Genomic DNA, 25,923 nt, shown 5'->3' on the forward strand with positions numbered 1-25,923 from the left:
GTCAGGTTCCCCGCGGGGCCTGCGCCAATAGGCCCCGGGTCCTGACCTGATCGAACCGGGACTCCGCCCCGAACCCCCTGCCGCGCCACGCGCCCGCGCCTCAAACGCCGGCGAATCCAGCCCCGCCGGCGTGTGAGGCGCGGGGTCCGGGGCGGAGCCCCGGGAGGCTCGGGCGGAGCCCGGGCGCGGCCCGGCACCCCGGCGGCGGCATCGGCACGCCGCAGGCGGTGGCCGCGTGAGCCCGCAGGAGCCGCCCCGGCGGCGGGTGCCGGGACCGGCCAGGCCGGCCCGCCCGGGCGACCGGGCCCGGGCCACCGCCCGACCGGCCTCCCGCCCGACGACCCGCCGGCCCGCGCCGGCCACACGGCCCCACACCATCCGGCTCGGCAGCCCCCGCCCCCGGCTCCGCCTCGTCAGCGTGGGCCTGACCCTCGTCATGCTCGCCTTCGTCGTCCGGCTGCTCCAGGTGCAGGCCGTCGACGCCTCGACCTTCTCCGCCGAGGCCTCCAAGAACCGCTACACCAGCGTCAAGCTGGCCGCCGAGCGCGGGGAGATCACCGACCGCCGCGGCGTGGCCCTCGCCACCAGCGTCGACGCGTACGACATCACCGCCGACCCGAAGATGTTCACCCCGCAGGAGAGCAAGGCCCCCGACGCCCCCGCGCAGGCCGCCGCCCTCCTCGCGCCCATCCTCGGCAAGGACGCCAAGGAGCTCACCGCCAAGCTGAGCACCAGGAACAGCCGGTACGTGATCCTCGCCCAGCGCCAGACCCCCCAGGTCTGGAACCAGATCAAGGACCTCCAGCGGGTCTTCCGGGACAAGGCGGCGGCCGACAAGAAGAACAACGGCCCCGGCGCCAACGTCCTCGCCGGCGTGTTCAAGGAGGACAGCAGCAAGCGCGTGTACCCGAACGGCGACCTCGCCGCCGGGATACTGGGTTACGTCAACGCCGACGGCAAGGGCGGCGGCGGCCTGGAGTCCTCCCTCGACAAGAAGCTGTCCGGCAAGGACGGCGAGATCACGTACGCCCAGTCCGGCGGCCGCAAGGTCCCCACGGCCGGCTCCAGCGAGAAGCCTGCCGTCCCCGGCGAGGACATCGCGCTGACCATCGACCGGGACATCCAGTGGGCGGCCCAGAGCGCGATCGCCGAGCAGGTCCAGAAGTCCGAGGCCGACCGCGGCTACGTCATCGTCCAGGACACCCGCACCGGCGAGGTGCTGGCCATGGCCAACGCCCCCGGCTTCGACCCCAACGACCTGAGCAGGGCCAGCTCGGCCGGCATGGGCAACGCCGCCCTCCAGGACGTGTACGAGCCCGGCTCCACCGCCAAGGTGATGTCGATGGCCGCCGTGCTGGAGGAGAAGAAGGCCACCCCGGAGACCCGCGTCGAGGTCCCCAACCGGCTGCACCGCGGCGACCGGCTGTTCAAGGACGACATCGACCACCCGACCTGGTACCTGACCCTCAACGGGGTCCTCGCCAAGTCCTCCAACATCGGCACGATCCTGGCCACCGGCCAGCTCGGACCCACCCAGCCCGAGTCCAACAAGGTCCTGCACTCCTACCTGACCAAGTTCGGCATCGGCCGGCCCACCGGGCTGGACTACCCCGGCGAGTCCCGCGGCATCCTCGCCGAGCCCAAGGACTGGTCCACCTCCCAGCAGTACACGATTCCTTTCGGCCAGGGCCTGTCCCTCAACGCCATGCAGGCGGCCTCCGTGTACTCGACCATCGCCAACGACGGGGTCCGGATCGAGCCGACCCTGGTGCGCGGCACCAAGGGCCCCGACGGCCGCTTCACCCCGGCCCCGGCCCCCGAGCAGCACCGCGTGATCAGCTCGGAGACCGCCAAGACCCTCGCCGCGATGCTCGAATCCGTCGTCGACGACCAGGAGGGCACCGGCACCAAGGCGAAGATCCCCGGCTACCGGGTCGGCGGCAAGACCGGCACCTCCAACCGGGTGGATCCGGCCACCGGCCGCTACAAGGGCTACACGGCCTCCTTCGCCGGCTTCGCACCCGCGGACAACCCGCGGATCACCGTCTACTGCGCCATCCAGAACCCCACGAAGGGCAGCTACTTCGGCGGCCAGATCTGCGGCCCCATCTACAAGAAGGTCATGGAGTTCGCCCTCAAGACCCTCCAGGTCGCCCCCACGGGAACCGCCCCCGCCGGGCTGCCGGTCACCTACGAACCCGGCCCGCAGCCCGCCCCGCAGCCCAGTCCGCAGCCCGGTCCGTGACCCACAGCCCGGTCGGCCCGCCAGAAAAGCGTGAGGCACCATCAGTGACAACGATCACCCCGAAACCCGGGAACCAGCCGGTTGCCGACGCCGAGGCCGGGCCCTCGCTTCGCGACCGGCCCGCCGCGCCCGGTACGCTCACCGCCGTGCCCCACGCTGATCAGCCCAGAACGACCCGGAAAGACTCCCCGGCAACGCCGCCGGGAGCGCCCAGGCCCCTGTCCGCCCGCCCGACCCCTCTGGGCGAGCTGGCCACCCTGCTGGGCATCCCGGCGCCCGCCGCGGCGCAGATCACCGGGATCACGCACGACTCCCGTGCGGTCCGTCCCGGAGACCTGTACGCGGCCCTGCCGGGAGCCAGGACCCACGGCGCCGACTTCGCCGCCCAGGCCGCCGGCCTCGGTGCCGCCGCCGTGCTGACCGACCCCGCGGGGTCGGATCGCGCCGCGGCGACCGGCCTGCCGGTCCTCGCGGTCGACGACCCGCGCGGCCGGATGGGCGAGCTCGCCGCCGCGATCTACGGCCGCCCCGGCGACGACCTGCTCCAGATCGGCATCACCGGAACCTCCGGCAAGACCACGACGGCGTACCTCGTCGAAGGCGGTCTGCGCGCGGGCGGCCGCAGCACCGGACTGGTCGGCACCGTCGAGATGCGCATCGGCGACGAGCGCATCAAGTCCGAGCGGACCACCCCCGAGGCCACCGACCTCCAGGCCCTCTTCGCGGTCATGCGCGAACGCGGCGTCGAGGCCGTGGCGATGGAGGTCTCCAGCCACGCCCTGGTGCTCGGCCGCGTCGACGGCTGCGTCTTCGACGTCGCCGTCTTCAACAACCTGAGCCCCGAGCACATGGAGTTCCACTCCGACATGGAGGACTACTTCCAGGCGAAGGCCGGGCTCTTCACGCCCCGCCGCGCCCGCCTGGGCGTGGTCAACCTTGACGACGAGTACGGCCGCCGCCTGGCCAAGGAGGCGACGGTCCCGGTCGTCACCTTCTCCGCCGCCGGCGACCCGGCCGCCGACTGGCGCGCCGAGGACGTGGTCTTCGGGGCGGCGAGCTCCACCCTGACCCTGCTGGGCCCCGAAGGACAGCGCGTGCGGGCCGCCGCGCCGCTGCCCGGCCCGTTCAACGTGGCCAACACCGTCGCCGCGATCGTCACCCTCGCCGCCGCCGGCCTCGACCCGCAGACCGCCGCCGACGGCGTCGCCGCGGTCCCCGGAGTTCCCGGCCGGCTGGAGCGGGTGGACGCGGGACAGCCGTACCTCGCCGTCGTCGACTACGCGCACAAGACGGACGCCGTGGAATCGGTCCTGCGCGCGCTGCGCGAGGTCACCGAGGGCAAGCTGCACATCGTCCTCGGCTGCGGCGGCGACCGCGACACCACCAAGCGCGCCCCGATGGGCGCCGCGGCCGCACGGTACGCCGACGTGGCCGTCCTGACCTCCGACAACCCCCGCTCCGAGGACCCGCTCGCGATCCTTGCCGCGATGTTCGAAGGCGCCGTGTCCGTGCCGCCCGCCGAGCGGGGCACCGTCCTGGTCGACGCCGACCGGGCGGCGGCCATCGCCGCCGCCGTCGCGCGCGCCCGGCCCGGCGACACCGTGCTGGTGGCGGGCAAGGGCCACGAGCAGGGCCAGGACACCGCCGGTGTCGTACGCCCCTTCGACGACCGCACCGTGCTCCACGCCGCGATCGAGCACCAGGCCGTGCTCGACCAGGCCGTTCAGGTCCGACAGGCCGAGGTGAACCAGTGATCGCCCTTTCCCTCGCCGAGATCGCCGACATCACCGGCGGGCGGCCCCACGACATACCGGATCCGTCCGTACAGGTCACCGGTCCCGTGGTCTACGACTCCCGCGAAGTGCGGCCGGGCAGCCTGTTCGCAGCCTTCGTCGGCGAGCGCGTCGACGGCCACGACTACGCCGGACGCGCGCTGGAGGCCGGCGCCGTGGCGGTCCTCGCGACCCGCCCCGTGGGCGTCCCGGCGATCGTCGTCCCCGACGTGGTGGCCGCCCTCGGGGCGCTCGCCCGGGCCGTCGTCGCCCGCCTGGGCACCGACGTCGTCGCCCTCACCGGCTCCGCCGGCAAGACCTCCACCAAGGACCTCATCGCGCAGGTGCTGCAGCACCACGCGCCGACCGTGTGGACCCCCGGGAACCTCAACAACGAGATCGGCCTGCCGATCACGACGCTGCGCGTCACCGAGGAGACGCAGCACCTGGTGCTGGAGATGGGCGCCCGCGGCATCGGCCACATCCGCTACCTCACCGGGCTGACGCCCCCGCGGATCGGCCTGGTCCTCAACGTCGGCACCGCGCACATCGGCGAGTTCGGCGGCCGCGAGCAGATCGCACAGGCCAAGGGGGAGCTGGTCGAGGCGCTGCCCGCCGAGGCGGAGGGCGGTGTCGCCGTCCTCAACGCCGATGACCTGCTGGTTCGTGCCATGGCCGGGCGCACGAAGGCCCGTACGGTGCTGTTCGGCGAGGCCGAGGACGCCGAAATCCGGGCCACCGAAGTACGCATGACGGACAGGGGACAGGCTTCCTTCACATTGCGAACACCGACCGGGTGCAGCGACGTGACCTTGCGGCTGTACGGTGAGCACCACGTGTCGAACGCGCTCGCCGCGGCCGCCGTTGCCCATGTACTGGGCATGTCCGCCCCGGAGATCGCCACGGCGCTCTCCGGGGCGGGCACGCTGTCCCGGTGGCGGATGGAGGTCACCGAGCGCGCGGACGGTGTGACGATCGTCAACGACGCCTACAACGCGAATCCCGAGTCCATGCGGGCCGCACTGCGCGCACTCGCTGCGATGGGCGGTGCCGGCAGGGCGAACGGGGGACGCACGTGGGCGGTGCTCGGCCCGATGGCCGAGCTCGGGGACGATGCGCTCGCCGAGCACGACGCGGTCGGGCGACTTGTCGTCCGGCTCAACGTGAGCAAGCTCGTCGCAGTCGGGGGCAGGGAAGCCTCCTGGCTGCAACTGGGCGCATATAACGAGGGTTCGTGGGGTGAGGAGTCGGTGCTCGTGTCCGACGCGCAGGCGGCGGTCGACCTGTTGCGCAGTGAACTGCGCCCGGGTGACGTCGTGCTGGTGAAGGCTTCCAGGTCGGCCGGTCTGGAGCGGGTGGCCCAGGCCCTGCTCGAGGGCACTGTCGAGGGCGAGGTCGCCGGCCGATGAGGCAGATCCTGTTCGCCGGTGTCATCGGCATGTTCCTCACCGTTGTCGGCACCCCGCTGCTGATCAAGCTGCTGGCCCGGAAGGGCTACGGCCAGTTCATCCGCGACGACGGCCCGCGCGGCCACGCGGGGAAGAAGGGCACGCCCACCATGGGCGGTATCTCCTTCATCCTGGCCACGCTCGTCGCGTACGCCCTGACGAAGGTCATCACCGGTGAGGCGGTGAGCTTCTCGGGCCTGCTCGTGCTCTTCCTGATGGCGGGCATGGGTCTGGTCGGCTACCTGGACGACTACATCAAGATCGTCAAGCGGCGCTCGCTCGGTCTGCGGGCCAAGGCCAAGATGTCCGGCCAGCTGATCGTCGGCATCGCCTTCGCGGTGCTCGCGCTCCAGTTCAAGGACTCGCGGGGGCTGACCCCCGCCTCCACCAAGCTGTCGTTCGTGACGGACTTCGGCTGGTCGATCGGCCCGGTGCTGTTCGTCGTCTGGGCGCTGTTCATGATCCTGGCGATGTCCAACGGCGTGAACCTCACCGACGGTCTGGACGGTCTCGCGACCGGCGCCGCCGTGATGGTCTTCGGCGCCTACACCTTCATCGGCGTCTGGCAGTTCCAGGAGTCCTGCGTGAACGCGCAGACCCTGCCCAGCCCGAACGCCTGCTTCGAGGTGCGCGACCCGCTCGACCTCGCCGTGGTCGCCTCCGCCCTGATGGGCGCCTGCTTCGGCTTCCTGTGGTGGAACACCTCGCCCGCCAAGATCTTCATGGGTGACACCGGCTCGCTGGCCCTCGGCGGCGCGCTCGCCGGTCTCGCGATCTGCTCCCGCACGGAGTTCCTGATCGCCCTGCTCGGCGGCCTCTTCGTCCTCATCACCATGTCGGTCGTCATCCAGGTCGGCTCCTTCAAGATGACCGGGAAGCGCGTCTTCCGGATGGCCCCGCTGCAGCACCACTTCGAACTCAAGGGGTGGTCCGAAGTCCTCGTGGTGGTCCGCTTCTGGATCATCCAGGGCATGTGCGTGATCGTGGGTCTCGGTCTCTTCTACGCGGGATGGGCAGCCGACAAGTGACCTCCTGGCAGGGCAAGAACATCACCGTGGCCGGTCTCGGTGTGAGCGGCATCAGTGCCGCCCGCGCCCTGGCCGGCCTCGGCGCCGTCGTGACCGTCGTCGACGGCGGTGACGGTGAGGGCCACCGCGCCCGCGCCGCCGAACTGGGCGAGCTGGGGATCTCCGTACGCCTCGCCGACGCCGAGACCCTCCCCGAGGGCACCGAGCTGGTCGTCACCTCTCCCGGCTGGAAGCCCGACAGCCCGCTGTTCGCGGCCGCCGCCGCCGCAGGGGTGGACGTGGTCGGGGACGTGGAGATCGCCTGGCTGCTGCGCGGTGAGAACGCCGCGCCCTGGCTCGCCATCACCGGTACGAACGGCAAGACCACCACCACCCAGATGCTCGCGTCGATCCTGAAGGCCGCCGGCCTGCGGACCGCCGCCGTCGGCAACATCGGCACGCCCATCATCGACGTGGTGCTCGGCGAGCAGGAGTACGACGTGCTCGCCGTCGAACTCTCCAGCTACCAGCTGCACTGGGCGCCCTCGCTGCGCGTCCACTCCGGCGCTGTCCTCAACCTGGCCCCGGACCACCTCGACTGGCACGGCTCGATGGCGGCGTACGCCGCCGACAAGGGCCGGATCTACGAGGGCAACACGGTGGCCTGCGTCTACAACGTCGCCGACAAGGCCACCGAGGACCTGGTGGTCGCGGCCGACGTCGAAGAGGGCTGCCGGGCGATCGGCTTCACCCTCGGCGCCCCCGGCCCCTCCATGCTCGGCGTCGTCGACGGCATCCTCGTCGACCGCGCCTTCGTGGAGAACCGGCAGAAGAACGCCCAGGAGCTCGCCGAAGTCAAGGACGTCAATCCGCCGGCCCCGCACAACATCGCCAACGCGCTCGCCGCCGCGGCCCTGGCCCGCGCCTTCGGCGTGGAGCCGCGCGCGGTCCGCGACGGGCTGCGCAACTTCCGCCCCGACGCCCACCGGGTCGCGCACGTGGACGAGGTCGCCGGGGTCACGTACGTCGACGACTCCAAGGCCACCAACACGCACGCGGCCGAGGCCTCGCTGGCCGCCTTCGAGCCGGTCGTGTGGATCGCCGGCGGTCTCGCCAAGGGCGCGACCTTCGACGAGCTCGTGCAGAAGTCGGCCGGGCGGCTGCGCGGTGCGGTGCTGATCGGCGCCGACCGGGCGCTGATCGCCGAGGCGCTGGCGCGACACGCCCCCGAGGTCCCGGTCGTCGACCTCGACCGGACCGACACTGGGGCGATGCTCGCAGCGGTCCGGGAGGCGGCCGCGCTCGCCGAGCCCGGCGACACGGTCCTGCTGGCACCTGCCTGTGCCTCGATGGACATGTTCGCGAACTACAACAAGCGTGGGGACGCGTTCGCCGACGCAGTGCGCGAACTGGCCGCCGAGAGCGCTGCGGACACGGTCTAGGCCGGGGCTCCGGGGCAGGTTCCCTCCGGCCGGCTGCTCGCCTCGTACGAGTGGAGGGGAAGATCACAGATGCCGGCCAAGCAGATGCTGCCGGGGCGGCGGCCGTCCGCCGTGAAGGCGCAGGGCCGCAAACGGCCCCTGGTGCGCGTGAAGCGGCCCGCGGGGCGCGGGCCGCTGGTCGGGCTGCGGCGCACGCAGCGGCAGTTGCGGAAGGCCTGGGACCGCCCGCTCACTGCCTATTACCTGATTTTCGGCAGTTCGCTGCTCATCACCGTGCTCGGCCTGGTGATGGTGTACTCGGCCTCCATGATCAAGGCCCTCCAGCTCGGCCTCGGCGACGCGTACTTCTTCAAGAAGCAGTTCCTGGCGGCGCTCATCGGCACCGCACTGATGCTGGTCGCCTCCCGGATGCCGGTCAAGCTGCACCGGGCGCTGTCCTACCCGGTGCTCGCCGGCACGCTCTTCCTGATGGTGCTGGTCCAGGTTCCCGGGATAGGGGTCTCGATCAACGGCAACCAGAATTGGATCAGCCTTGGTGGTCCGTTCATGTTGCAGCCCAGTGAGTTCGGCAAGCTGGCACTGATCCTGTGGGGCGCCGACCTGTTGGCGCGCAAGGGCGACAAGGGGCTGCTGAGCCAGTGGAAGCACCTGCTGGTGCCGCTGGTCCCGGTGGCCTTCCTGCTGCTCGGTCTGATCATGCTGGGCGGGGACATGGGCACCGCGATGATCCTCGGTGCCATCCTGTTCGGTCTGCTCTGGCTGGCGGGCGCCCCGACCCGGCTGTTCGTCGGAGTGCTGACCTTCACGGGTGCGATCGTCGCACTGCTGATCAAGACCAGTCCGCACCGGATGGACCGGCTGGAATGCCTCGGCGCGACAGATCCGGGCAAGAACGACCTTTGCTGGCAGGCCGTCCACGGGATCTACGCCCTCGCTTCGGGCGGATGGTTCGGTTCCGGGCTGGGTGCAAGTGTGGAAAAATGGGGGCAACTACCCGAAGCCCACACCGACTTCATCTTCGCCATCACCGGGGAGGAACTGGGTCTCGCGGGGACGCTGTCGGTGCTCGCCCTGTTCGCGGCTCTAGGCTATGCGGGTATCCGCGTGGCCGGACGCACGGAGGATTCCTTCGTACGGTTTGCCGCGGGAGGCGTGACCACCTGGATCACGGCCCAGGCCGTGATCAACATCGGTGCGGTGCTCGGCCTGCTGCCGATCGCCGGAGTCCCGCTCCCGCTGTTCTCCTACGGAGGGTCAGCCCTGCTGCCGACCATGTTCGCGGTCGGACTGCTCATCGCCTTCGCGCGTGAGGAGCCGGCGGCGCGCGCGGCCCTCGCGATGCGACAGCCGAAGACCGGCTGGTGGCGGACCGGGGTGAGATGGAAGTCGATGAGACGGCGCGTCAAGAAGCGTCCGTCCGGAGAGCGGTGAATTTCGGTGCATGTCGTACTCGCCGGTGGGGGGACCGCCGGCCACATCGAGCCGGCGCTCGCCCTCGCGGACGCCCTGCGCAGGCAGGACCCTTCAGTGGGCATCACCGCCCTCGGCACCGAGCGCGGACTGGAAACCCGCCTGGTGCCGGAGCGCGGCTACGAACTCGGGCTGATCCCCGCCGTGCCCCTGCCCCGCAAGCCGACCCCGGAGCTGATCACCGTCCCCGGACGGCTGCGCGGCACCATCAAGGCCGCGGAGGAGATCCTCATCCGCACCAAGGCCGACTGCGTCGTCGGCTTCGGCGGCTACGTGGCCCTGCCCGGCTACCTCGCGGCCAAGCGGCTCGGGGTGCCGATCATCGTCCACGAGGCCAATGCCCGGCCCGGACTGGCCAACAAGATCGGCTCCCGGTACGCGCACGCCGTCGCGGTCTCCACCCCCGACAGCAAGCTGCGCGGCGCCCGCTACGTGGGCATCCCGCTGCGCCGCTCCATCTCCACCCTCGACCGGGCCGCGGTGCGCCCGGAGGCGCGCGCGGCCTTCGGCCTGGACCCCAACCTGCCGACCCTGCTGGTCTCGGGCGGCTCCCAGGGCGCCCGCCGCCTCAACGAGGTCATCCAGCAGGTCGCGCCGACCCTGCAGCGCTCCGGTGTCCAGATCCTGCACGCCGTCGGCCCGAAGAACGAACTGCCGCGTGTCGACAACATGCCCGGGATGCCGCCGTATGTGCCGGTACCGTACGTGGACCGGATGGATCTCGCGTACGCCGCCGCCGACATGATGCTGTGCCGCGCGGGTGCGATGACCGTCGCCGAACTCTCCGCCGTCGGGCTCCCGGCCGCCTACGTCCCGTTGCCGATCGGCAACGGCGAACAGCGGCTCAACGCCCAGCCGGTGGTCAAGGCCGGCGGCGGCCTCCTCGTGGACGACGCGGAGCTGACGCCCGAGTGGGTGCTCGGCCAGGTCCTCCCGGTGCTGTCCGACCCGCACCGCCTGTACGAGATGTCCCGCGCCGCCGGTGAGTTCGGCCGACGGGACGCCGACGAGCTGCTGGTCGGCATGGTGTACGAGGCGATCGCAGCCCACAGGAACCGCTGACGCGGGGCCCAGACGCAGGAGGCACAGGAGTGGCCGGAGCGACGACCGCACAGCGCGGGACCCCAGGTCCCGACGGGTCCGGCCGGCCCGCCCGCAAGGGCGCCGGCTCTCCCCGGCCACCCAAGGCCCCCAAGTCCGGCACGTCCTCGAAGGGATCCGGCCCGCAGGGTCCCGGCGCACGCCTGCGCCGGGGCCCCGTGCTGGCCTCCCTGGCCGCCGCGGTGCTCCTCGTCGCGGGCGGGACCTGGGTGCTCTACGGCTCCTCCTGGCTCCGCGTCGAGAAGGTCACGGCGAGCGGCACGGCGGTGCTCACCCCCGGGCAGGTCCTCTCGGCCGCGGCCGTGCCCGTCGGCGCGCCCCTGGTGAGCGTGGACACCGACGAGATCGAGAGCCGCGTCCGCGGCCGGCTGCCCCGCATCGATTCGGTCGATGTGGTGCGGGCCTGGCCGCATGGAATCGGGCTGAAAGTGACGGAACGCAAACCCGTCCTGCTCATCAAAAAGGGCGCCGACTTCGTCGAAGTGGACGCTTCGGGTGTGCGATTCGACACGGTTCCGAAAGCGCCCGCGGGCGTTCCGGTCCTGGAATTGAACGCCGCACGATCGCCGAGCGCCCGCCGCTTCGACGAGGAACGCCTCCTGCACGAGGCCGTTCTCGTCGCCGGCGCCCTCCCGGAACCGGTCGCCAAGGAAACCGTGCAGGTCAAGGTGGGTTCCTACGATTCGGTGGTCCTGGAGCTGACCGGGGGCCGGTCCGTGACGTGGGGGAGCGGTGAACAGAGCGAGGCGAAGGGGCGTGCGCTGACCGCTTTGCTGAAAGCCGCGCCCGAGGCCGTTCACTTCGACGTGAGCGTCCCCACCGCCCCTGCGGTGTCCGGGAGTTGACTCCCGGTCGAACAACGACGCACCCTGGTTGGCCAGCGATACGGGTGATCACATAGGGTGAAAAGAAAAACGGGAGGTTCGGCGTGTTCGTTGAACACGCGCTACTTGTCGACTTAGTGTCCTGTTCGGAAGAGTCCAAGGAACAGGCACACCCCTAACCCTAAACTTCAGGGTGAGGGTTCGGGTCGGCGCGTTCGGACCGTCCCTATTTCGGCATCAGTCGTCGCAACGCAGGCCCGCGAGGCGGCGACACGTAACTCGAGGCGAGAGGCCTTCGACGTGGCAGCACCGCAGAACTACCTCGCAGTCATCAAGGTCATCGGTGTCGGCGGCGGTGGTGTCAATGCCATCAACCGAATGATCGAGGTCGGTCTCAAGGGCGTCGAGTTCATCGCCATCAACACGGACGCCCAGGCGCTGTTGATGAGCGACGCCGACGTCAAGCTCGACGTCGGCCGTGAACTCACCCGGGGCCTCGGCGCCGGCGCCAACCCGGCCGTCGGCCGCAAGGCGGCAGAGGACCACCGCGAGGAGATCGAGGAGGTCCTCAAGGGGGCCGACATGGTCTTCGTCACCGCGGGTGAAGGCGGCGGCACCGGCACCGGCGGCGCACCCGTCGTCGCCAACATCGCGCGCTCGCTGGGCGCCCTGACGATCGGTGTGGTCACCCGGCCGTTCACCTTCGAGGGCCGGCGCCGCGCGAACCAGGCGGAGGACGGCATCGCCGAGCTCCGCGAAGAGGTCGACACCCTCATCGTCATCCCCAACGACCGACTGCTGTCCATCTCGGACCGTCAGGTCAGCGTGCTCGACGCCTTCAAGTCGGCCGACCAGGTCCTGCTCTCGGGCGTCCAGGGCATCACCGACCTCATCACCACCCCGGGTCTGATCAACCTCGACTTCGCCGACGTCAAGTCCGTGATGTCCGAGGCCGGCTCGGCCCTGATGGGCATCGGCTCGGCCCGCGGCGACGACCGCGCGGTGGCCGCGGCCGAGATGGCGATCTCCTCGCCGCTGCTGGAGGCGTCCATCGACGGCGCCCGAGGCGTGCTGCTCTCCATCTCCGGCGGCTCGGACCTCGGTCTCTTCGAGATCAACGAGGCCGCGCAGCTGGTGAGCGAGGCCGCGCACCCCGAGGCGAACATCATCTTCGGTGCGGTCATCGACGACGCGCTCGGCGACGAGGTACGGGTCACCGTCATCGCGGCCGGGTTCGACGGCGGACAGCCCCCGGCCCGCCGGGACAACGTCATCGGCGCGGCGTCCACCAAGCGCGAGGAGCCGGCCCCGGCTCCGGTCCGCGCCGCCGAGCCGGCCCGCCCGGCCTTCGGCGGACTCGGCACGGTCACCCCGCGCGAGGACCCCCCGGCCCCGGTCGAGCCGGCCCCGGTCGAGGCCCAGGCCCCCGCGCCGCAGGTCCCCACGGCCCGCCCGTACCAGGACAGCCCGGCCGAGGAACTGGACGTCCCGGACTTCTTGAAGTGACACCGGAGCAGCACCACGTGGGCGGCGCCCACTTCGCCTTCACCGACCGGTGGGGCGGGGTGAGCGCCGTTCCGTACGAAGAGCTCAACCTCGGCGGCGCGGTCGGAGACGACCCGGCCGCCGTTCTCGCGAACCGGGCACTGGCCGCGAGGTCCCTGGGGCTCGCCCCGGACCGGGTGGTCTGGATGAACCAGGTGCACGGCCGCGACGTCGCCGTGGTCGACGGGCCCTGGGGCCCGGACGCTGAGGTCCCCGCGGTGGACGCCGTGGTGACCGCCCGCCGGGGGCTCGCCCTCGCGGTGCTCACCGCCGACTGCACGCCCGTCCTGCTGGCCGACCCCGTCGCCGGGGTCGCGGGGGCCGCCCACGCGGGGCGGCCCGGGCTGGTCGCCGCAGTGGTGCCCGCGGTCGTCGAGGCGATGGTCTCCCTCGGCGCCGAACCCGGGCGGATCGTCGCCCGTACCGGACCCGCGGTCTGCGGACACTGCTACGAGGTGCCCGCCGAGATGCGGGAGGCGGTGGCCGAAGTGGTGCCCGCCGCCCGGGCCGAGACCAGCTGGGGGACACCGGCCGTGGACGTGGTCGCCGGAGTGCACGCGCAGCTCGCGGAGGCGGGGGTGGTGAACAGCCGCCGCTCACCTGTCTGCACACTGGAGTCGCGGGACCACTTCTCGTACCGCCGCGACCGGGTGACCGGCCGGCTTGCCGGATATGTCTGGTTGGACTGAGGAATGACGGATCGTAAGTCGGAGCTCGCCGAGAACCTGGCGCGGGTGGAGGAGCGCATCTCGTCCGCCTGTGCGGCGGCGGGCCGGGCGCGGGGCGAGGTGACGCTCATCGTGGTCACCAAGACCTACCCCGCGAGCGACGTACGACTGCTGGCGGAGCTGGGCGTCCGTCATGTTGCGGAGAATCGTGACCAGGACGCCGCCCCCAAGGCCGCGGCCTGCGCGGATCTGCCGCTCAGCTGGCACTTCGTCGGTCAGTTGCAGACGAACAAAGTCCGTTCCGTGGCGGGATACGCGCATGTGGTGCAGTCCCTCGACCGCCCCCGGCTCGTGACCGCCCTCTCGGCCGCCGCCTCGAACGCCGGCCGGGAACTCGGCTGTCTCGTGCAGATCGCCCTCGATGCGGAATCGGGCGGGCGCGGGACCCGCGGCGGCGCGGCGCCCGGGCAGCTCGCGGAGTTGGCGGACCTCGTCGCCGCGGCGCCGGGGCTGCGGATCGACGGGCTGATGACCGTCGCTCCGCTGTCCGGCCCGTACGCGGGACGCGAACAGGCCGCTTTCGAGCGGTTGATGGAATTGTCATCCCGCATGCGCGCGGACCATCCTGCTGCCACGATGGTGTCGGCCGGGATGAGCGCAGACCTGGAACAGGCCGTGGCGGCCGGTGCGACACATGTACGCGTCGGCACTGCGGTGCTCGGCGCGAGACCCCGGCTCGGGTAACGTCGCGAAGAAAGTCGGACCACAGCAGAAAATATGGTCATTCCCGCCGATGAGCGGGCAGACCAAGTGGATCGCGGGCAGTTGGTGACATTCGTGACACGGCGGCACCTGCGACAGGGCGATCCACCACAGAGCGGAGGACTCGGAGAATGGCCGGCGCGATGCGCAAGATGGCGGTCTACCTCGGCCTCGTGGAGGACGACCGGTACGACAACCCGGGGTACGACCCCGACGACGAGTTCGAGCCCGAGCCGGAGATGGAGCGGGCTCGGGAGCGGGATCGCCGACAGCAGCCCGTGCACCAATCGCCCATTTCGGACGAACCGGTACGAGCCGTACAGCCTCCGGCGCAGCGGGAACCCATCCCAATTCCGGTGGAAAACGGACGTCCTGCGCGAATTGCCCCCGTGGCATCCATCACACCTGATCGCACCAACCTGGAGAAGAACGCCCCCGTGATCATGCCCAAGGTCGTCTCCGAGCGGGAGCCGTACCGCATCACGACGCTGCACCCCCGGACCTACAACGAGGCCCGTACCATCGGGGAACACTTCCGTGAGGGCACTCCGGTGATCATGAATCTCACGGAGATGGACGACACGGACGCGAAGCGCCTCGTGGACTTCGCCGCCGGTCTCGTCTTCGGTCTGCACGGCAGCATTGAACGCGTGACACAGAAGGTGTTCCTGCTGTCGCCTGCTAACGTCGATGTCACGGCGGAGGACAAGGCTCGCATCGCGGAGGGCGGGTTCTTCAACCAAAGCTAGACCGATCCGTCAGATACGGGACCGGGAACAGAGCGGGAAACGGGGAGAGGGAAGCGCGGGATGGGCGTCGCACTACAGGTGGTCTACATCGCGCTGATGTGCTTCCTCATCGTGCTGATCTTCCGACTGGTCATGGACTACGTGTTCCAGTTCGCACGTTCATGGGCGCCCGGCAAGGCGATGGTGGTCGTTCTGGAGGCGACCTACACTGTCACCGATCCACCGCTCAAGCTTCTTCGGCGGTTCATTCCGCCGTTGCGTCTCGGGGGCGTGGCACTCGACCTGTCCTTCTTCGTTCTGATGATCATCGTTTACATCCTCATCAGTTTCGTGAGCACCGCTGCGAGAAGCGTGTGAACGATGAGCTTCTCCGCGCGCGCGGGGACAGTCCCGATACGGTCTTGCCGACTGCCGACGACTACGTAGAGGTGAAGAAGACATGCCGCTGACTCCCGAGGACGTGCGGAACAAGCAGTTCACGACCGTCCGCCTCCGAGAAGGCTATGACGAGGACGAGGTCGATGCCTTCCTCGACGAGGTCGAGTCCGAACTGACGCGCCTGCTGCGCGAGAACGAGGACCTGCGCGCCAAGCTGGCAGCCGCCACGCGTGCCGCCGCGCAGAACCAGCAGCAGCAGGGCATGCGCAAGCCCGAACCCCAGGACCAGCGCGGCCCCGGCGCCCCCGTGCCCGCGGCCATATCCGGCCCGCCGCAGCAGCAGATGGGCCCGCCGCAGCTCCCGGGCGGCCAGCCGCAGCTGCCCCCGGGCCCCGGCGGCCAGGGCCAGCAGGGCCCCGGCCCGATGGGCGGCCCCATGGGCGGCCCCATGCAGCAGCACCCCATGGGCGGACCGCAGGGCATGGGCCAGCAGGGCATGGGCCAGCAGCAGCAGTCGATGGGCGGCCAGAACCCGCTCGGTCAGCAGATGCAGCCCATGGGGCAGCAGATGCAGCAGATGGGCCAGCAGATGCAGCCCATGGGCCAGCCCATGCAGCAGATGCAGCAGCAGCCGCAGCTCCCTCAGCAGGGCCCCGGTGGCGACAGCGCCGCCCGCGTCCTGTCGCTGGCGCAGCAGACCGCCGACCAGGCGATCGCGGAGGCCCGCTCCGAGGCCAACAAGATCGTCGGCGAGGCCCGGTCGCGCGCCGAGGGCCTGGAGCGGGACGCCCGCGCCAAGGCCGACGCGCTGGAGCGGGACGCGCAGGAGAAGCACCGCGTCGCGATGGGCTCCCTGGAGTCCGCCCGTGCCACGCTGGAGCGCAAGGTCGAGGACCTGCGGGGCTTCGAGCGTGAGTACCGTACGCGTCTGAAGTCCTACCTGGAGTCGCAGCTGCGTCAGCTGGAGACCCAGGCCGACGACTCGCTGGCCCCGCCGCGGAACCCGGCCGGTCCCGCGCTCCCGCCGTCGCCGTCGCCCTCGATGGCTCCGGCCGGCGCGATGGGGCACTCCATGGGTGGCCCCTCGATGGGCGGCCCGTCGCCCATGGGCGGTCCCTCCCCGATGGGCGCAGGCCCGTCGTACGGCGGCCAGCAGCAGATGTCCCCGGCGATGACCCAGCCGATGGCTCCGGTGCGGCCGGCTGCGCCGCAGCCGATGCAGGCGCCGTCGCCGATGCGGGGCTTCCTGATCGACGAGGACGACAACTAAGCGCCGCCGCCGTTTCTGCGGTCGGCAGCCGCTCTACGGGCCGGGCCCGAGGTTCCACGGAACCTCGGGCCCGGCCCGTTTTTGCGTGCCCGGGGGCGGCGCCGTTCCCGGGCCCAGCCCCCGGACCCGCGGGCGCGGAGCGCCGTGTAGGGAGCCGCGCCGGCGATCGAGGCGGGAACGGTGGAAGGGCGGGTAGGGGACAGCAAAGAGGCCCGTACCGCCCAGCGAGGGGGGTACGGGCCTCTTCGGCCGCTACGCCTTGCGGAGGCGGAAGGTCAGGGACAGGGGCTCGTCCGTGAAGGGGTCGCCGTAGGCGGCGTCGGCGTCGCCCGACGCGAAGTCCGTGGCGAGGACCTCGTCCGCGATGAGCCCGGCGTGGTCCGTCAGGGCCGTCACGACCTCCGGGTCCGCGGAGGACCACCGCAGGGCGATGCGGTCCGCCACGTCCAGGCCCGAGTTCTTCCGGGCCTCCTGGATCAGCCGGATCGCGTCACGCGCCAGACCCGCCAGCCGCAGCTCCGGAGTGATCTCCAGGTCCAGGGCCACCGTGGCGCCCGAGTCGGACGCCACCGACCAGCCCTCGCGCGGGGTCTCCGTGATGATGACCTCCTCCGGGGAGAGGGTCACGTCCTCGCCGCCCACCGAGACGACCGCGGAGCCCGAACGCAGGGCCAGGGACAGCGCCGCCGCGTCGGCCGCGGCCACCGCCTTGGCGACGTCCTGCACGCCCTTGCCGAAGCGCTTGCCCAGGGCCCGGAAGTTGGCCTTCGCCGTGGTGTCGACCAGCGAGCCGCCGACCTCCGAGAGGGAGGCCAGGGAGGAGACGTTCAGCTCCTCCGTGATCTGGGACCGGAGCTCCGGCGACAGCGCGTCGAAGCCGACCGCGCCGACCAGCGCCCGCGACAGCGGCTGGCGGGTCTTCACGCCCGACTCGGCGCGCGTCGCGCGGCCCAGCTCGACCAGGCGGCGGACCAGCTGCATCTGCTGGGACAGGGTCCGGTCCACCTGGGCGGAGTCCGCCTCCGGCCACGCCGACAGGTGCACCGACTCCGGGGCGTCCGGGGTGACCGGGACGATCATGTCCTGCCAGACCCGCTCGGTGATGAACGGGGTGAGCGGGGCCATGAGGCGGGTGACGGTCTCGACGACCTCGTGGAGGGTGCGCAGCGCGGCCTTGTCGCCCTGCCAGAAGCGGCGGCGCGAGCGGCGGACGTACCAGTTCGACAGGTCGTCCACGAAGGCGGACAGCAGCTTTCCGGCGCGCTGGGTGTCGTACGCCTCCATCGCGTCCGTGACCTCGGTGACGAGGGTGTGGAGCTCGGAGAGGAGCCAGCGGTCGAGGACCGTGCGGTCCGCCGGGGCCGGGTCGACCGCGGAGGGCGCCCAGTTCGACGTACGGGCGTACAGGGCCTGGAAGGCGACCGTGTTCCAGTACGTGAGGAGGGTCTTGCGGACCACCTCCTGGATCGTGCCGTGGCCGACGCGCCGCGCCGCCCACGGGGAGCCGCCGGCCGCCATGAACCAGCGGACCGCGTCCGCGCCGTGCTGATCCATGAGCGGGATCGGCTGGAGGATGTTGCCCAGGTGCTTGGACATCTTGCGGCCGTCCTCGGCGAGGATGTGGCCGAGGCAGACCACGTTCTCGTAGGAGGACTTGTCGAAGACGAGGGTGCCGACCGCCATCATCGTGTAGAACCAGCCGCGGGTCTGGTCGATGGCCTCCGAGATGAACTGCGCCGGGTAGCGCTTCTCGAAGATCTCCTTGTTCTTGTACGGGTAGCCCCACTGCGCGAACGGCATCGAGCCCGAGTCGTACCAGGCGTCGATGACCTCCGGCACGCGGACCGCCTCGAGGGAGCAGCCCTCGGCGGTGCAGGTGAAGGTCACGTCGTCGATGTACGGGCGGTGCGGGTCCAGGGCGGACTGGTCCTGCCCGGACAGCTCGGTCAGCTCCGCGCGCGAGCCGACGCAGGTGAGGTGGTTCTCCTCACAGCGCCAGATCGGCAGCGGGGTGCCCCAGTAGCGGTTGCGGGAGAGCGCCCAGTCGATGTTGTTGTTCAGCCAGTCGCCGAAGCGGCCCTGCTTGACCGAGTCCGGGAACCAGTTCGTCTTCTCGTTCTCCCGCAGCATCGCGTCCTTGACCGCGGTGGTGCGGATGTACCAGGACGGCTGCGCGTAGTAGAGCAGGGCCGTGTGGCAGCGCCAGCAGTGCGGGTAGCTGTGCTCGTAGGCGATGTGCTTGAAGAGCAGGCCGCGCGCGTCGAGGTCGGCCGTCAGCTTCTCGTCGGCCTTCTTGAAGAAGACTCCGCCGACCAGCGGGACCTCCTCCTCGAAGGTGCCGTCGGGGCGGACCGGGTTCACTACGGGCAGGCCGTACGCGCGGCAGACCGCGAGGTCGTCGGCGCCGAAGGCGGGGGACTGGTGGACCAGACCGGTGCCGTCCTCGGTCGTGACGTACTCGGCGTTCACGACGTAGTGGGCCTCGGCCGGGAACTCGACGAGGGAGAACGGGCGCTCGTACGTCCAGCGCTCCATCTCCTTGCCCGTGAAGGACTCGCCGGTGGCCTCCCAGCCCTCGCCGAGGGCCTTCTCCAGCAGCGGCCGGGCCACGACCAGCTTCTCTTCGCCGTCGGTCGCGACGACGTACGTGACGTCGGGGTGCGCGGCGACGGCCGTGTTCGAGACCAGGGTCCAGGGGGTCGTCGTCCAGACGAGGAGGGCGGCCTCGCCCGCGAGGGGGCCGGAGGTCAGCGGGAAGCGGACGAAGACGGACGGGTCGACGACCGTCTCGTAGCCCTGGGCCAGCTCGTGGTCGGAGAGGCCGGTGCCGCAGCGCGGGCACCAGGGGGCGACGCGGTGGTCCTGGGTGAGCAGGCCCTTGTTGAAGATCTCCTTCAGCGACCACCACACGGACTCGACGTACTCGGGGTCCATGGTCCGGTAGGCGTCGTCCAGGTCGACCCAGTAGCCCATGCGCGTCGTGAGCTCGGCGAACGCGTCGGTGTGGCGGGTCACGGACTCGCGGCACTTGGCGTTGAACTCGGCGATGCCGTACGCCTCGATGTCCTGCTTGCCGTTGAAGCCGAGCTCCTTCTCGACGGCGAGCTCGACGGGCAGGCCGTGGCAGTCCCAGCCGGCCTTGCGGGCCACGTGGTAGCCGCGCATGGTGCGGAAGCGGGGGAAGACGTCCTTGAAGACGCGGGCCTCGATGTGGTGCGCGCCGGGCATGCCGTTCGCGGTGGGCGGTCCCTCGTAGAAGACCCACTCGGGGCGGCCCTCGGACTGCTCCAGGGTCTTGGCGAAGGTCTTGCTCTCGCGCCAGAAGTCGAGGACCGCGTGCTCGAGGGCAGGCAGGTCGACCTGGGCGGGTACCGGGCGGTACTGCGGCGGTGTGGTCATGAGGCTGAACTCTTCCTCCGGCGGGGTGTCACTTCCGTCCGGAGGGACGAGAGCCGAACTGCTGCTCCCGCGGTACCACCCTCCTTGGCCGCCGGACGGATCCGGTGGCCCCCTCATTGGGGTGCGAAGCCGGTTCTACTCGCCCCACGGGCATCCGTGCGGGCTTTCTTCCGGCGGCTCAGGGGTGATCCTTCACATCGCGCTCGCCCCCGGGCTCTCACCGTCCCCGGGTCGCTCCTGGCTGCGTACGGCGCTACTCGTCCCCGTCCATGCCTTTCGCTGGGCCCAGTGTACGGGCCGGGCGGGTCCTCGGCAGACCGGTTTAGGGGGCCCCCGTGCGGGGGGCGGCGGCACGGCGTGGCGGGGCGCGCGGCCGGCGCGCGGCGGGAGGTACGGAGCGGGACCGCGCGTGACCCGAATGGGCCTGGGCGCCGGTACGGACGCGCGTGGGGCGGGAGTGGCGGATTACCCGGGCCACGGATGGGCACAACGGATGCAGGTTGATCTCGATGGATGCGTGCCCCGTTGCCGCGGGGCCGGGGGCGATTTATCGTTCCGGCACGATTCGCGAGCATTGATCACAGTATGTGAAGGGGCCGCGGCCATGGTGGCGAAGAAGACCGCCGGGAGTACTGCCAAGAAGGCTGTCGGGAAGGCCGCCGGGAAGGCGGAGGCCCCCGAGGACGCGGCTCCCGCCAAGAAGGCGACCGCTGCCGGGAAGACCGCTGCCGCTACCAAGGCGCCGGCCACGAAGGCTCCGGCGAAGAAGGCTCCGACGAAGAAGGCTCCGGCCAGGACGGCGACGGCCGACAAGGCGACCGCGGTGAAAACGACCGCGGTGAAAACGAGCGCAGTCAAGAAGACGACCGCCGTCGAGAAGCGGACGGCCACGGCCAAGCAGGCCGGGGTCGAGGGGGCGGCGCATGCCGCGAAGAAGACGGGAGTCCGCAAAGTGGTTGCCAAGAAGAGCACCGGCACGGCGAGGAAGACGGCAGCGGCGGCCACCAGCGGGCTGCCCAAGGTACGGGTCACCGCGGCCCTCACCCCCGGCGAGCTCGCCGTACGGCCCGGCGAGGACCCCTGGACCCAGGCGGAGGTCGACGAGGCCCGCAGCGGGCTCCTGAGCGAGGTGCTGCGGCTGCGCGCCGAGCTCGACGCCTCCGAGGTGGCCATCAGCGGCCTGATGCGGGACTCGGGCGACGGCGCGGGCGACGACCAGGCCGACACCGGCACCAAGAACATCACCCGGGAGTCCGAGCTGGCGCTCGCGGCGAACGCCAGCTCGATGCTGGAGCAGACCGAGCGGGCCCTGGAACGGCTGGAGGCGGGCACGTACGGTCTCTGCGAGAACTGCGGGCAGCCCATCGGCAAGGCCAGGATGCAGGCCTTCCCACGGGCCACGCTGTGCGTGGACTGCAAGCAGAAGCAGGAGCGGCGGCACTAGGCGGTGGAATCAGGTGGAGGTGGGGCAGGCGGTGTGCGGGGGCCCTGACGTACCCTCGTGTCTCGTCAGGGTCCAGGAGGAGCCTGGTTCGAGCTAGTTCGAGGGACTCACGTGGCAGAGGCGGAGCGCATCATCGGTACGCCGCAGGTCGGGGACGACGCCCAGCCGGAGTCCGCCGTGCCCAAGGGGCGCCGGCGGATCACGGCACTGCTCGTCGTGGCGGTGCTCGCCTACCTGCTGGACCTCGGCACCAAGATGCTGGTCGTGGCGAAGCTGGAACACCAGCCGCCGATCGAGATCATCGGTGACCTGCTGAAGTTCGAGGCGGTCCGCAACCCGGGCGCCGCCTTCGGCTTCGGCGAGGCCTTCACCATCATCTTCACCTGCATCGCGGCCTCCGTGATCGTGGTGATCGTGCGGCTCGCGCGCAAGCTCTACAGCCTGCCCTGGGCGATCGCGCTGGGCCTGCTGCTGGGCGGTGCGCTGGGCAATCTGACCGACCGGATCTTCCGTTCGCCGGGCGTGTTCCGGGGCGCGGTCGTCGACTTCATCGCGCCGGCCCATTTCGCGGTCTTCAACATGGCCGACTCGGCGATCGTGTGCGGCGGCATCCTGATCGTCCTGCTGTCGTTCAAGGGTCTCGACCCGGACGGCACCGTCCACAAGGACTGATCGCGCAACTGATCGCGGGGCCGCCGGCGGAACTGCCCGGCTGCCGAGTCCTGCATACTCGACGGGTGAGTACGATTCCCGAGATCCGCACCCTGCCCGTTCCCGATGGCCTCGAAGGCGAGCGCATCGACGCCGCCATCGCCCGTATGTTCGGTTTCTCCCGGACGAAGGCGGCCGACCTCGCGGCCGCGGGGAAGGTGTCGGTCGACGGCAGTGTCGTCGGGAAGTCCGAGCGTGTGCACGGTGGCGCCTGGCTCGAAGTCGAGATGCCCGAGCCGCCGCGGCCGGTCGAGGTCGTCGCCGAGCCGGTCCCCGGCATGGAGATCGTCCACGACGACGACGACATCGTGGTCATCATGAAGCCGGTGGGCGTCGCCGCCCACCCGAGCCCCGGCTGGACCGGCACCACCGTCATCGGCGGCCTCGCCGCGGCCGGCTACCGCATCTCCACCTCCGGCGCCTCCGAGCGCCAGGGCATCGTGCACCGCCTCGACGTCGGCACGTCCGGCCTGATGGCCGTCGCCAAGTCGGAGCGCGCGTACACCTCGCTGAAGAACCAGTTCCGCGAGCGGGTCGTGGACAAGCGCTACCACGCGCTGGTGCAGGGCCACCCGGACCCGATGAGCGGCACGATCGACGCGCCGATCGGCCGCCACCCGAGCGCGGACTACAAGTGGGCCGTGACGCAGGAGGGCAAGGCCTCCGTCACCCACTACGACCTGATCGAGGCCTTCCGCGCCGCCTCGCTGCTGGACATCAAGCTGGAGACCGGGCGTACGCACCAGATCCGCGTGCACATGTCCGCGCACCGGCACCCGTGCGTCGGTGACCTGACGTACGGCGCGGACCCGACGGTCGCCAAGCGGCTGGGCCTGACCCGGCAATGGCTGCACGCGGTGCGGCTCGGCTTCGAGCACCCCTCCGACGGGCAGTGGGTGGAGTTCGAGAGCGGCTACCCGGCGGACCTGCAGCACGCGCTGGACGTGATCCGGGCGGAGAGCGAGTGACCGCCGTCGGCTTCGAGGTGCGGGTCGCGGACTCCGAGGCCGACATGGCGGCGTGCTTCGCCGTGCGGACCGAGGTGTTCGTGGTCGAACAGTCCGTACCGGAGTCGATCGAGTACGACGCGTACGACGCGGGAGCGGTGCACGTCCTGGCCGCGGGGCCGGACGGGGCGCCGCTGGGCACCGGGCGGCTGCTCCACGGCGCCGCCGCGCTCGCCAAGACGGGCGACCCGACCGTCGGCTCGCTGGGCCGGCTGGCCGTGCGCAAGGTCGCGCGCGGGCTGGGCGTCGGGGTGGGTCTGGTCCGCGCGATCGAGGCCGAGGCGGTCCGGCTCGGGCTGACGGGCGTCGACCTGGGCGCGCAGACGCAGGCGCTCGGTTTCTACGAGCGCCTCGGGTACGTGGCCTACGGCCCGGAATTCCAGGACGCGGGCATCCCCCACCGGGCGATGCGGCGCCCCCTGCCGTAGCCCTGTCCGGCCCCGCCGGCGTTCGAGGCGAGGGCGCGGAGCGCCGTAGGGGTGCCGGGCGGAGCCCCGTGGGGTTCGGGCCGAGCTCGACACGCGGGTCGCGGTACCCACCGCCCGGGCCGGGCGCGGCGGACTGGCAGGGTGGGGGAGTGGACCAGCTCGCTCTGCTCTTCGTGCTGCTGCTCGGCGCCGTGGTCATGGTGCCGCTCGGGGACCGGCTGGGACTGCCCGCGCCCGTCCTCATGACCCTCGGCGGGGTCGTCCTCGCGCTGGTGCCGGCCGTGCCGGAGGTCGAGGTCCCGCCCGATTTCATCCTGCCGCTGGTGCTGCCGCCGCTGCTGTACGCCTCCGTGCAGCGGACCTCGTGGCGGCAGTTCGCCGCCAACGTGCGGCCCATCCTCCTGCTGGCCGTGGCCCTGGTGTTCGTCACGACCGCCGCCGTGGCCGCCGTCGCGTACACCGCGGTCCCCGCGCTCCCGCTCGCCGCCGCCGTCGCGCTGGGAGCGCTCGTGGCCCCGCCCGACCCGGTCGCCGCCACCGCCGTCGCCGGATCGCTCGGACTGCCCCGCCGCATGGTGTCGATCCTGGAGGGCGAGGGGCTCTTCAACGACGTGACGGCGATCGTGCTCTACCACGTGGCCATCGCCGCAGCCGTCAGCGGCAGCTTCTCCTGGTCCGACGCGCTGGGGGAGTTCGTGCTGTCCGCAGTCGTCGCCGTGGTCGTCGGCCTGGCCCTCGGCTGGACCACCCACCGGCTGATGGGCCGGCTCGACGACGCCACCCTCCAGATCGGGCTGACGCTGCTGGTGCCCTTCGTGTCGTACGTGCTCGCGGAGGAACTCCACGGGTCGGGGGTGCTGGCCGTGCTGACGACGGCCCTGTTCCTCGCCGAGTACGCCTCCGACGCCGACGACGTGCTGGGGCGCCTCGCCGGGCACACCTTCTGGGAGGTCGTGGACACCCTGGTCACCGGGGTGGCCTTCGGGCTGATCGGGCTGGAACTCCACAACGTCTTCGGGACGGCGCAGGACCGCGAGTGGGAGATGGCCGGCTGGGCGGCGGTCGTCGTCGCGGTGGTGGTCGGCGTACGGCTGGTGTGGCTGCTGCCGGCCGGCTGGCTCGCGAAGAAGCTGCACCAGCGGCGCGACTACGACGAGGAGATCCCGCTGAGCTGGCGGGAGAGCGTGGTGATGTGGTGGGCCGGGATGCGCGGGGTGGCCTCGGTGGCCCTGGCCCTGGCCATCCCGCTGAAGACGGACTCCGGCGAGCCCTTCCCGGCGCGGGACGAGATCATCTTCATCGCGTTCGCGGTGATCATGGCGACCCTGGTGTGCCAGGGGCTGACCCTGCCGTGGCTGGTGCGGCGGCTGGGTGTGGAGGCCGACACGGACGTGAGGCGGGAGGCCGAGCGGCAGTTGGCGATCCGCGCCGCGAAGGCCGCGAAGCGGCGGCTGAAGGAGATCGACGAGGCGGAGGAGCTGCCGGAGGACCTGGTCGAGCAGCTGACCCGGCGCGCGTACGACGTGGGGGCCAGGATCAGCCCGGACATGGTGGACGAGGAACGGCGCGAGGCGTACGCGAAGCGGGTGCAGCGGCTCCGCGACATCCAGCGGATCCAGCGGGAGATGATGTCGGCCGCCCGCCACGAGGTGCTGGCCGCCCGCAGCGAACCCGGCTCCGACCCGGAGGTCGTCGACCGGGTGCTGCGGCACCTGGACGTACGCAGCCTGCGCGCCCCCTAGGCGGGCTTGGCCACCAGCCGCTCCAGCGAGCGGAGGAAGCGGACGTACGGGGACCAGCGGGCCGGGCGGGCGATCGTGCCCGTGCAGGCCAGCTCGGCGCGGTCCAGGCTGTCCTCCAGGAAGGCGTCGTGCGCCGGCCGGAAGGCGAGGGGCCAGGTGATGCGGGAAAGGCCGCTGACGGACATCGCGAGGGTGTGCCGCAGCACGGTCCGGTCCGCGTCGACGGCCAGCGCGGTGAACTCGTGGAAGCCGTGGAACCCGCGGGGCCCGGTGAAGGTGAAGCGGACCCAGGTCCCCGGCACGTACGCGGTCACCGTGTAGCGCACCGGTCCGTGTCCGCCGGCCGCGCCGACGCCCAGGGGGCGGTCGAGCTCCATCTCTTCCCACAGGCGGCCGGGCCACAGCCGGTCGTCCTCCCCGCTGGACAGCGTGTCGATGAGCGCGCCCACCTCGCTCTGCTTGGCCCCCAGCAGGCGTTCGTGCACGTTGTAGACGCCCATGCGTCCTCCCC

At 71.4% G+C, this 25,923-nt stretch carries 21 protein-coding genes; 19 read left to right on the top strand and 2 right to left on the bottom strand.

The window, feature by feature from the left end:
* Positions 1-235: 235 nt before the first annotated feature.
* The 14 genes from PV721_RS05890 (at position 236) to PV721_RS05955 (ending at position 16,681) form a co-directional block, all read left to right on the top strand.
* Entirely contained in the window at positions 236-2,245 is a 2,010-nt protein-coding gene (locus PV721_RS05890) for a penicillin-binding protein 2 (RefSeq protein ID WP_319721751.1), read from the top strand.
* Positions 2,246-2,289: 44 nt separating this feature from the next.
* Positions 2,290-3,999 (top strand): UDP-N-acetylmuramoyl-L-alanyl-D-glutamate--2,6-diaminopimelate ligase, encoded by a 1,710-nt coding sequence (locus PV721_RS05895; protein WP_319721752.1) that lies wholly within the window; start codon positions 2,290-2,292, stop codon positions 3,997-3,999.
* On the top strand, positions 3,996-5,426 hold the full coding sequence (locus PV721_RS05900) for a UDP-N-acetylmuramoyl-tripeptide--D-alanyl-D-alanine ligase (protein ID WP_319721753.1): 1,431 nt from the start codon (positions 3,996-3,998) through the stop codon (positions 5,424-5,426). Before PV721_RS05895 ends, PV721_RS05900 begins: the two co-directional genes overlap by 4 nt.
* Positions 5,423-6,493, top strand: coding sequence for a phospho-N-acetylmuramoyl-pentapeptide-transferase (mraY, locus tag PV721_RS05905; protein WP_030707344.1), 1,071 nt, complete (start codon positions 5,423-5,425; stop codon positions 6,491-6,493). The genes PV721_RS05900 and mraY overlap by 4 nt, the downstream gene beginning before the upstream one ends.
* Positions 6,475-7,914, top strand: coding sequence for a UDP-N-acetylmuramoyl-L-alanine--D-glutamate ligase (gene murD, locus PV721_RS05910; protein ID WP_319721754.1), 1,440 nt, complete (start codon positions 6,475-6,477; stop codon positions 7,912-7,914). Before mraY ends, murD begins: the two co-directional genes overlap by 19 nt.
* Positions 7,915-7,983: 69 nt before the next feature.
* Positions 7,984-9,345 carry a putative lipid II flippase FtsW gene (ftsW, locus tag PV721_RS05915; protein ID WP_319721755.1) on the top strand — a complete coding sequence of 454 codons (1,362 nt, stop codon included), beginning with the start codon at positions 7,984-7,986 and terminating at the stop codon, positions 9,343-9,345.
* 6 nt (positions 9,346-9,351) lie between these two features.
* Entirely contained in the window at positions 9,352-10,446 is a 1,095-nt protein-coding gene (murG, locus tag PV721_RS05920; protein WP_319721756.1) for an undecaprenyldiphospho-muramoylpentapeptide beta-N-acetylglucosaminyltransferase, read from the top strand.
* Between the two features lie 29 nt (positions 10,447-10,475).
* Positions 10,476-11,330, top strand: a complete 855-nt coding sequence (locus tag PV721_RS05925; RefSeq protein WP_416371033.1) for a cell division protein FtsQ/DivIB — start codon at positions 10,476-10,478, stop codon at positions 11,328-11,330.
* A gap of 279 nt (positions 11,331-11,609) precedes the next feature.
* Positions 11,610-12,815 (top strand): cell division protein FtsZ, encoded by a 1,206-nt coding sequence (ftsZ, locus tag PV721_RS05930; RefSeq protein ID WP_319721757.1) that lies wholly within the window; start codon positions 11,610-11,612, stop codon positions 12,813-12,815.
* Positions 12,812-13,543, top strand: a complete 732-nt coding sequence (gene pgeF / locus PV721_RS05935; protein ID WP_319721758.1) for a peptidoglycan editing factor PgeF — start codon at positions 12,812-12,814, stop codon at positions 13,541-13,543. Before ftsZ ends, pgeF begins: the two co-directional genes overlap by 4 nt.
* A 3-nt stretch (positions 13,544-13,546) precedes the next feature.
* Entirely contained in the window at positions 13,547-14,266 is a 720-nt protein-coding gene (locus PV721_RS05940; protein WP_319721759.1) for a YggS family pyridoxal phosphate-dependent enzyme, read from the top strand.
* A 149-nt stretch (positions 14,267-14,415) separates the two neighbouring features.
* The gene (locus PV721_RS05945) at positions 14,416-15,033 is read left to right on the top strand and encodes a cell division protein SepF (protein WP_030707332.1); all 618 of its coding nucleotides are present in this window, start codon (positions 14,416-14,418) and stop codon (positions 15,031-15,033) included.
* 60 nt (positions 15,034-15,093) lie between these two features.
* Positions 15,094-15,390 (top strand): YggT family protein, encoded by a 297-nt coding sequence (locus PV721_RS05950; protein ID WP_007263603.1) that lies wholly within the window; start codon positions 15,094-15,096, stop codon positions 15,388-15,390.
* 82 nt (positions 15,391-15,472) lie between these two features.
* The gene (locus PV721_RS05955; RefSeq protein ID WP_319721760.1) at positions 15,473-16,681 is read left to right on the top strand and encodes a DivIVA domain-containing protein; all 1,209 of its coding nucleotides are present in this window, start codon (positions 15,473-15,475) and stop codon (positions 16,679-16,681) included.
* A gap of 252 nt (positions 16,682-16,933) precedes the next feature.
* Here the strand turns inward: PV721_RS05955 and ileS are convergent, their stop codons facing one another.
* Positions 16,934-20,080 carry an isoleucine--tRNA ligase gene (gene ileS, locus PV721_RS05960; RefSeq protein WP_319721761.1) on the bottom strand — a complete coding sequence of 1,049 codons (3,147 nt, stop codon included), beginning with the start codon at positions 20,078-20,080 and terminating at the stop codon, positions 16,934-16,936.
* 604 nt (positions 20,081-20,684) lie between these two features.
* Between ileS and PV721_RS05965 the strand changes: the two genes are divergently transcribed.
* The 5 genes from PV721_RS05965 (at position 20,685) to PV721_RS05985 (ending at position 25,412) form a co-directional block, all read left to right on the top strand.
* Positions 20,685-21,524 carry a TraR/DksA family transcriptional regulator gene (locus tag PV721_RS05965; RefSeq protein WP_319721762.1) on the top strand — a complete coding sequence of 280 codons (840 nt, stop codon included), beginning with the start codon at positions 20,685-20,687 and terminating at the stop codon, positions 21,522-21,524.
* Between the two features lie 111 nt (positions 21,525-21,635).
* Positions 21,636-22,196 carry a signal peptidase II gene (lspA, locus tag PV721_RS05970; RefSeq protein WP_319721763.1) on the top strand — a complete coding sequence of 187 codons (561 nt, stop codon included), beginning with the start codon at positions 21,636-21,638 and terminating at the stop codon, positions 22,194-22,196.
* A 65-nt stretch (positions 22,197-22,261) separates the two neighbouring features.
* Positions 22,262-23,203, top strand: coding sequence for an RluA family pseudouridine synthase (locus PV721_RS05975; protein WP_319721764.1), 942 nt, complete (start codon positions 22,262-22,264; stop codon positions 23,201-23,203).
* A gap of 44 nt (positions 23,204-23,247) precedes the next feature.
* Positions 23,248-23,670, top strand: coding sequence for a GNAT family N-acetyltransferase (locus tag PV721_RS05980; RefSeq protein ID WP_319721799.1), 423 nt, complete (start codon positions 23,248-23,250; stop codon positions 23,668-23,670).
* A 149-nt stretch (positions 23,671-23,819) separates the two neighbouring features.
* Positions 23,820-25,412: a Na+/H+ antiporter gene (locus tag PV721_RS05985; RefSeq protein WP_319721765.1), complete on the top strand. Its 1,593-nt coding sequence runs from the start codon at positions 23,820-23,822 to the stop codon at positions 25,410-25,412.
* Here the strand turns inward: PV721_RS05985 and PV721_RS05990 are convergent.
* Positions 25,409-25,912, bottom strand: coding sequence for an SRPBCC family protein (locus PV721_RS05990; RefSeq protein ID WP_319721766.1), 504 nt, complete (start codon positions 25,910-25,912; stop codon positions 25,409-25,411). The genes PV721_RS05985 and PV721_RS05990 overlap by 4 nt on opposite strands.
* Positions 25,913-25,923 lie beyond the last annotated feature (11 nt).

The sequence above is a fragment of the Streptomyces sp. MB09-01 genome, from assembly GCF_033794505.1.
In the GTDB taxonomy this organism is placed as follows: domain Bacteria; phylum Actinomycetota; class Actinomycetes; order Streptomycetales; family Streptomycetaceae; genus Streptomyces.

Excerpts from the sequence above, each read along its gene's own strand:
- PV721_RS05945 (WP_030707332.1), top strand. The coding sequence starts at position 14,416 with ATGGCCGGCGCGATGCGCAAGATGGCGGTCTACCTCGGCCTCGTGGAG.
- PV721_RS05955 (WP_319721760.1), top strand. The coding sequence starts at position 15,473 with ATGCCGCTGACTCCCGAGGACGTGCGGAACAAGCAGTTCACGACCGTC.
- PV721_RS05965 (WP_319721762.1), top strand. The coding sequence starts at position 20,685 with ATGGTGGCGAAGAAGACCGCCGGGAGTACTGCCAAGAAGGCTGTCGGG.
- ftsW (WP_319721755.1), top strand. The coding sequence starts at position 7,984 with ATGCCGGCCAAGCAGATGCTGCCGGGGCGGCGGCCGTCCGCCGTGAAG.
- ileS (WP_319721761.1), bottom strand. The coding sequence starts at position 20,080 with ATGACCACACCGCCGCAGTACCGCCCGGTACCCGCCCAGGTCGACCTG.
- PV721_RS05940 (WP_319721759.1), top strand. The coding sequence starts at position 13,547 with ATGACGGATCGTAAGTCGGAGCTCGCCGAGAACCTGGCGCGGGTGGAG.
- PV721_RS05980 (WP_319721799.1), top strand. The coding sequence starts at position 23,248 with ATGGCGGCGTGCTTCGCCGTGCGGACCGAGGTGTTCGTGGTCGAACAG.
- PV721_RS05950 (WP_007263603.1), top strand. The coding sequence starts at position 15,094 with ATGGGCGTCGCACTACAGGTGGTCTACATCGCGCTGATGTGCTTCCTC.
- murD (WP_319721754.1), top strand. The coding sequence starts at position 6,475 with ATGGGCAGCCGACAAGTGACCTCCTGGCAGGGCAAGAACATCACCGTG.
- mraY (WP_030707344.1), top strand. The coding sequence starts at position 5,423 with ATGAGGCAGATCCTGTTCGCCGGTGTCATCGGCATGTTCCTCACCGTT.
- PV721_RS05990 (WP_319721766.1), bottom strand. The coding sequence starts at position 25,912 with ATGGGCGTCTACAACGTGCACGAACGCCTGCTGGGGGCCAAGCAGAGC.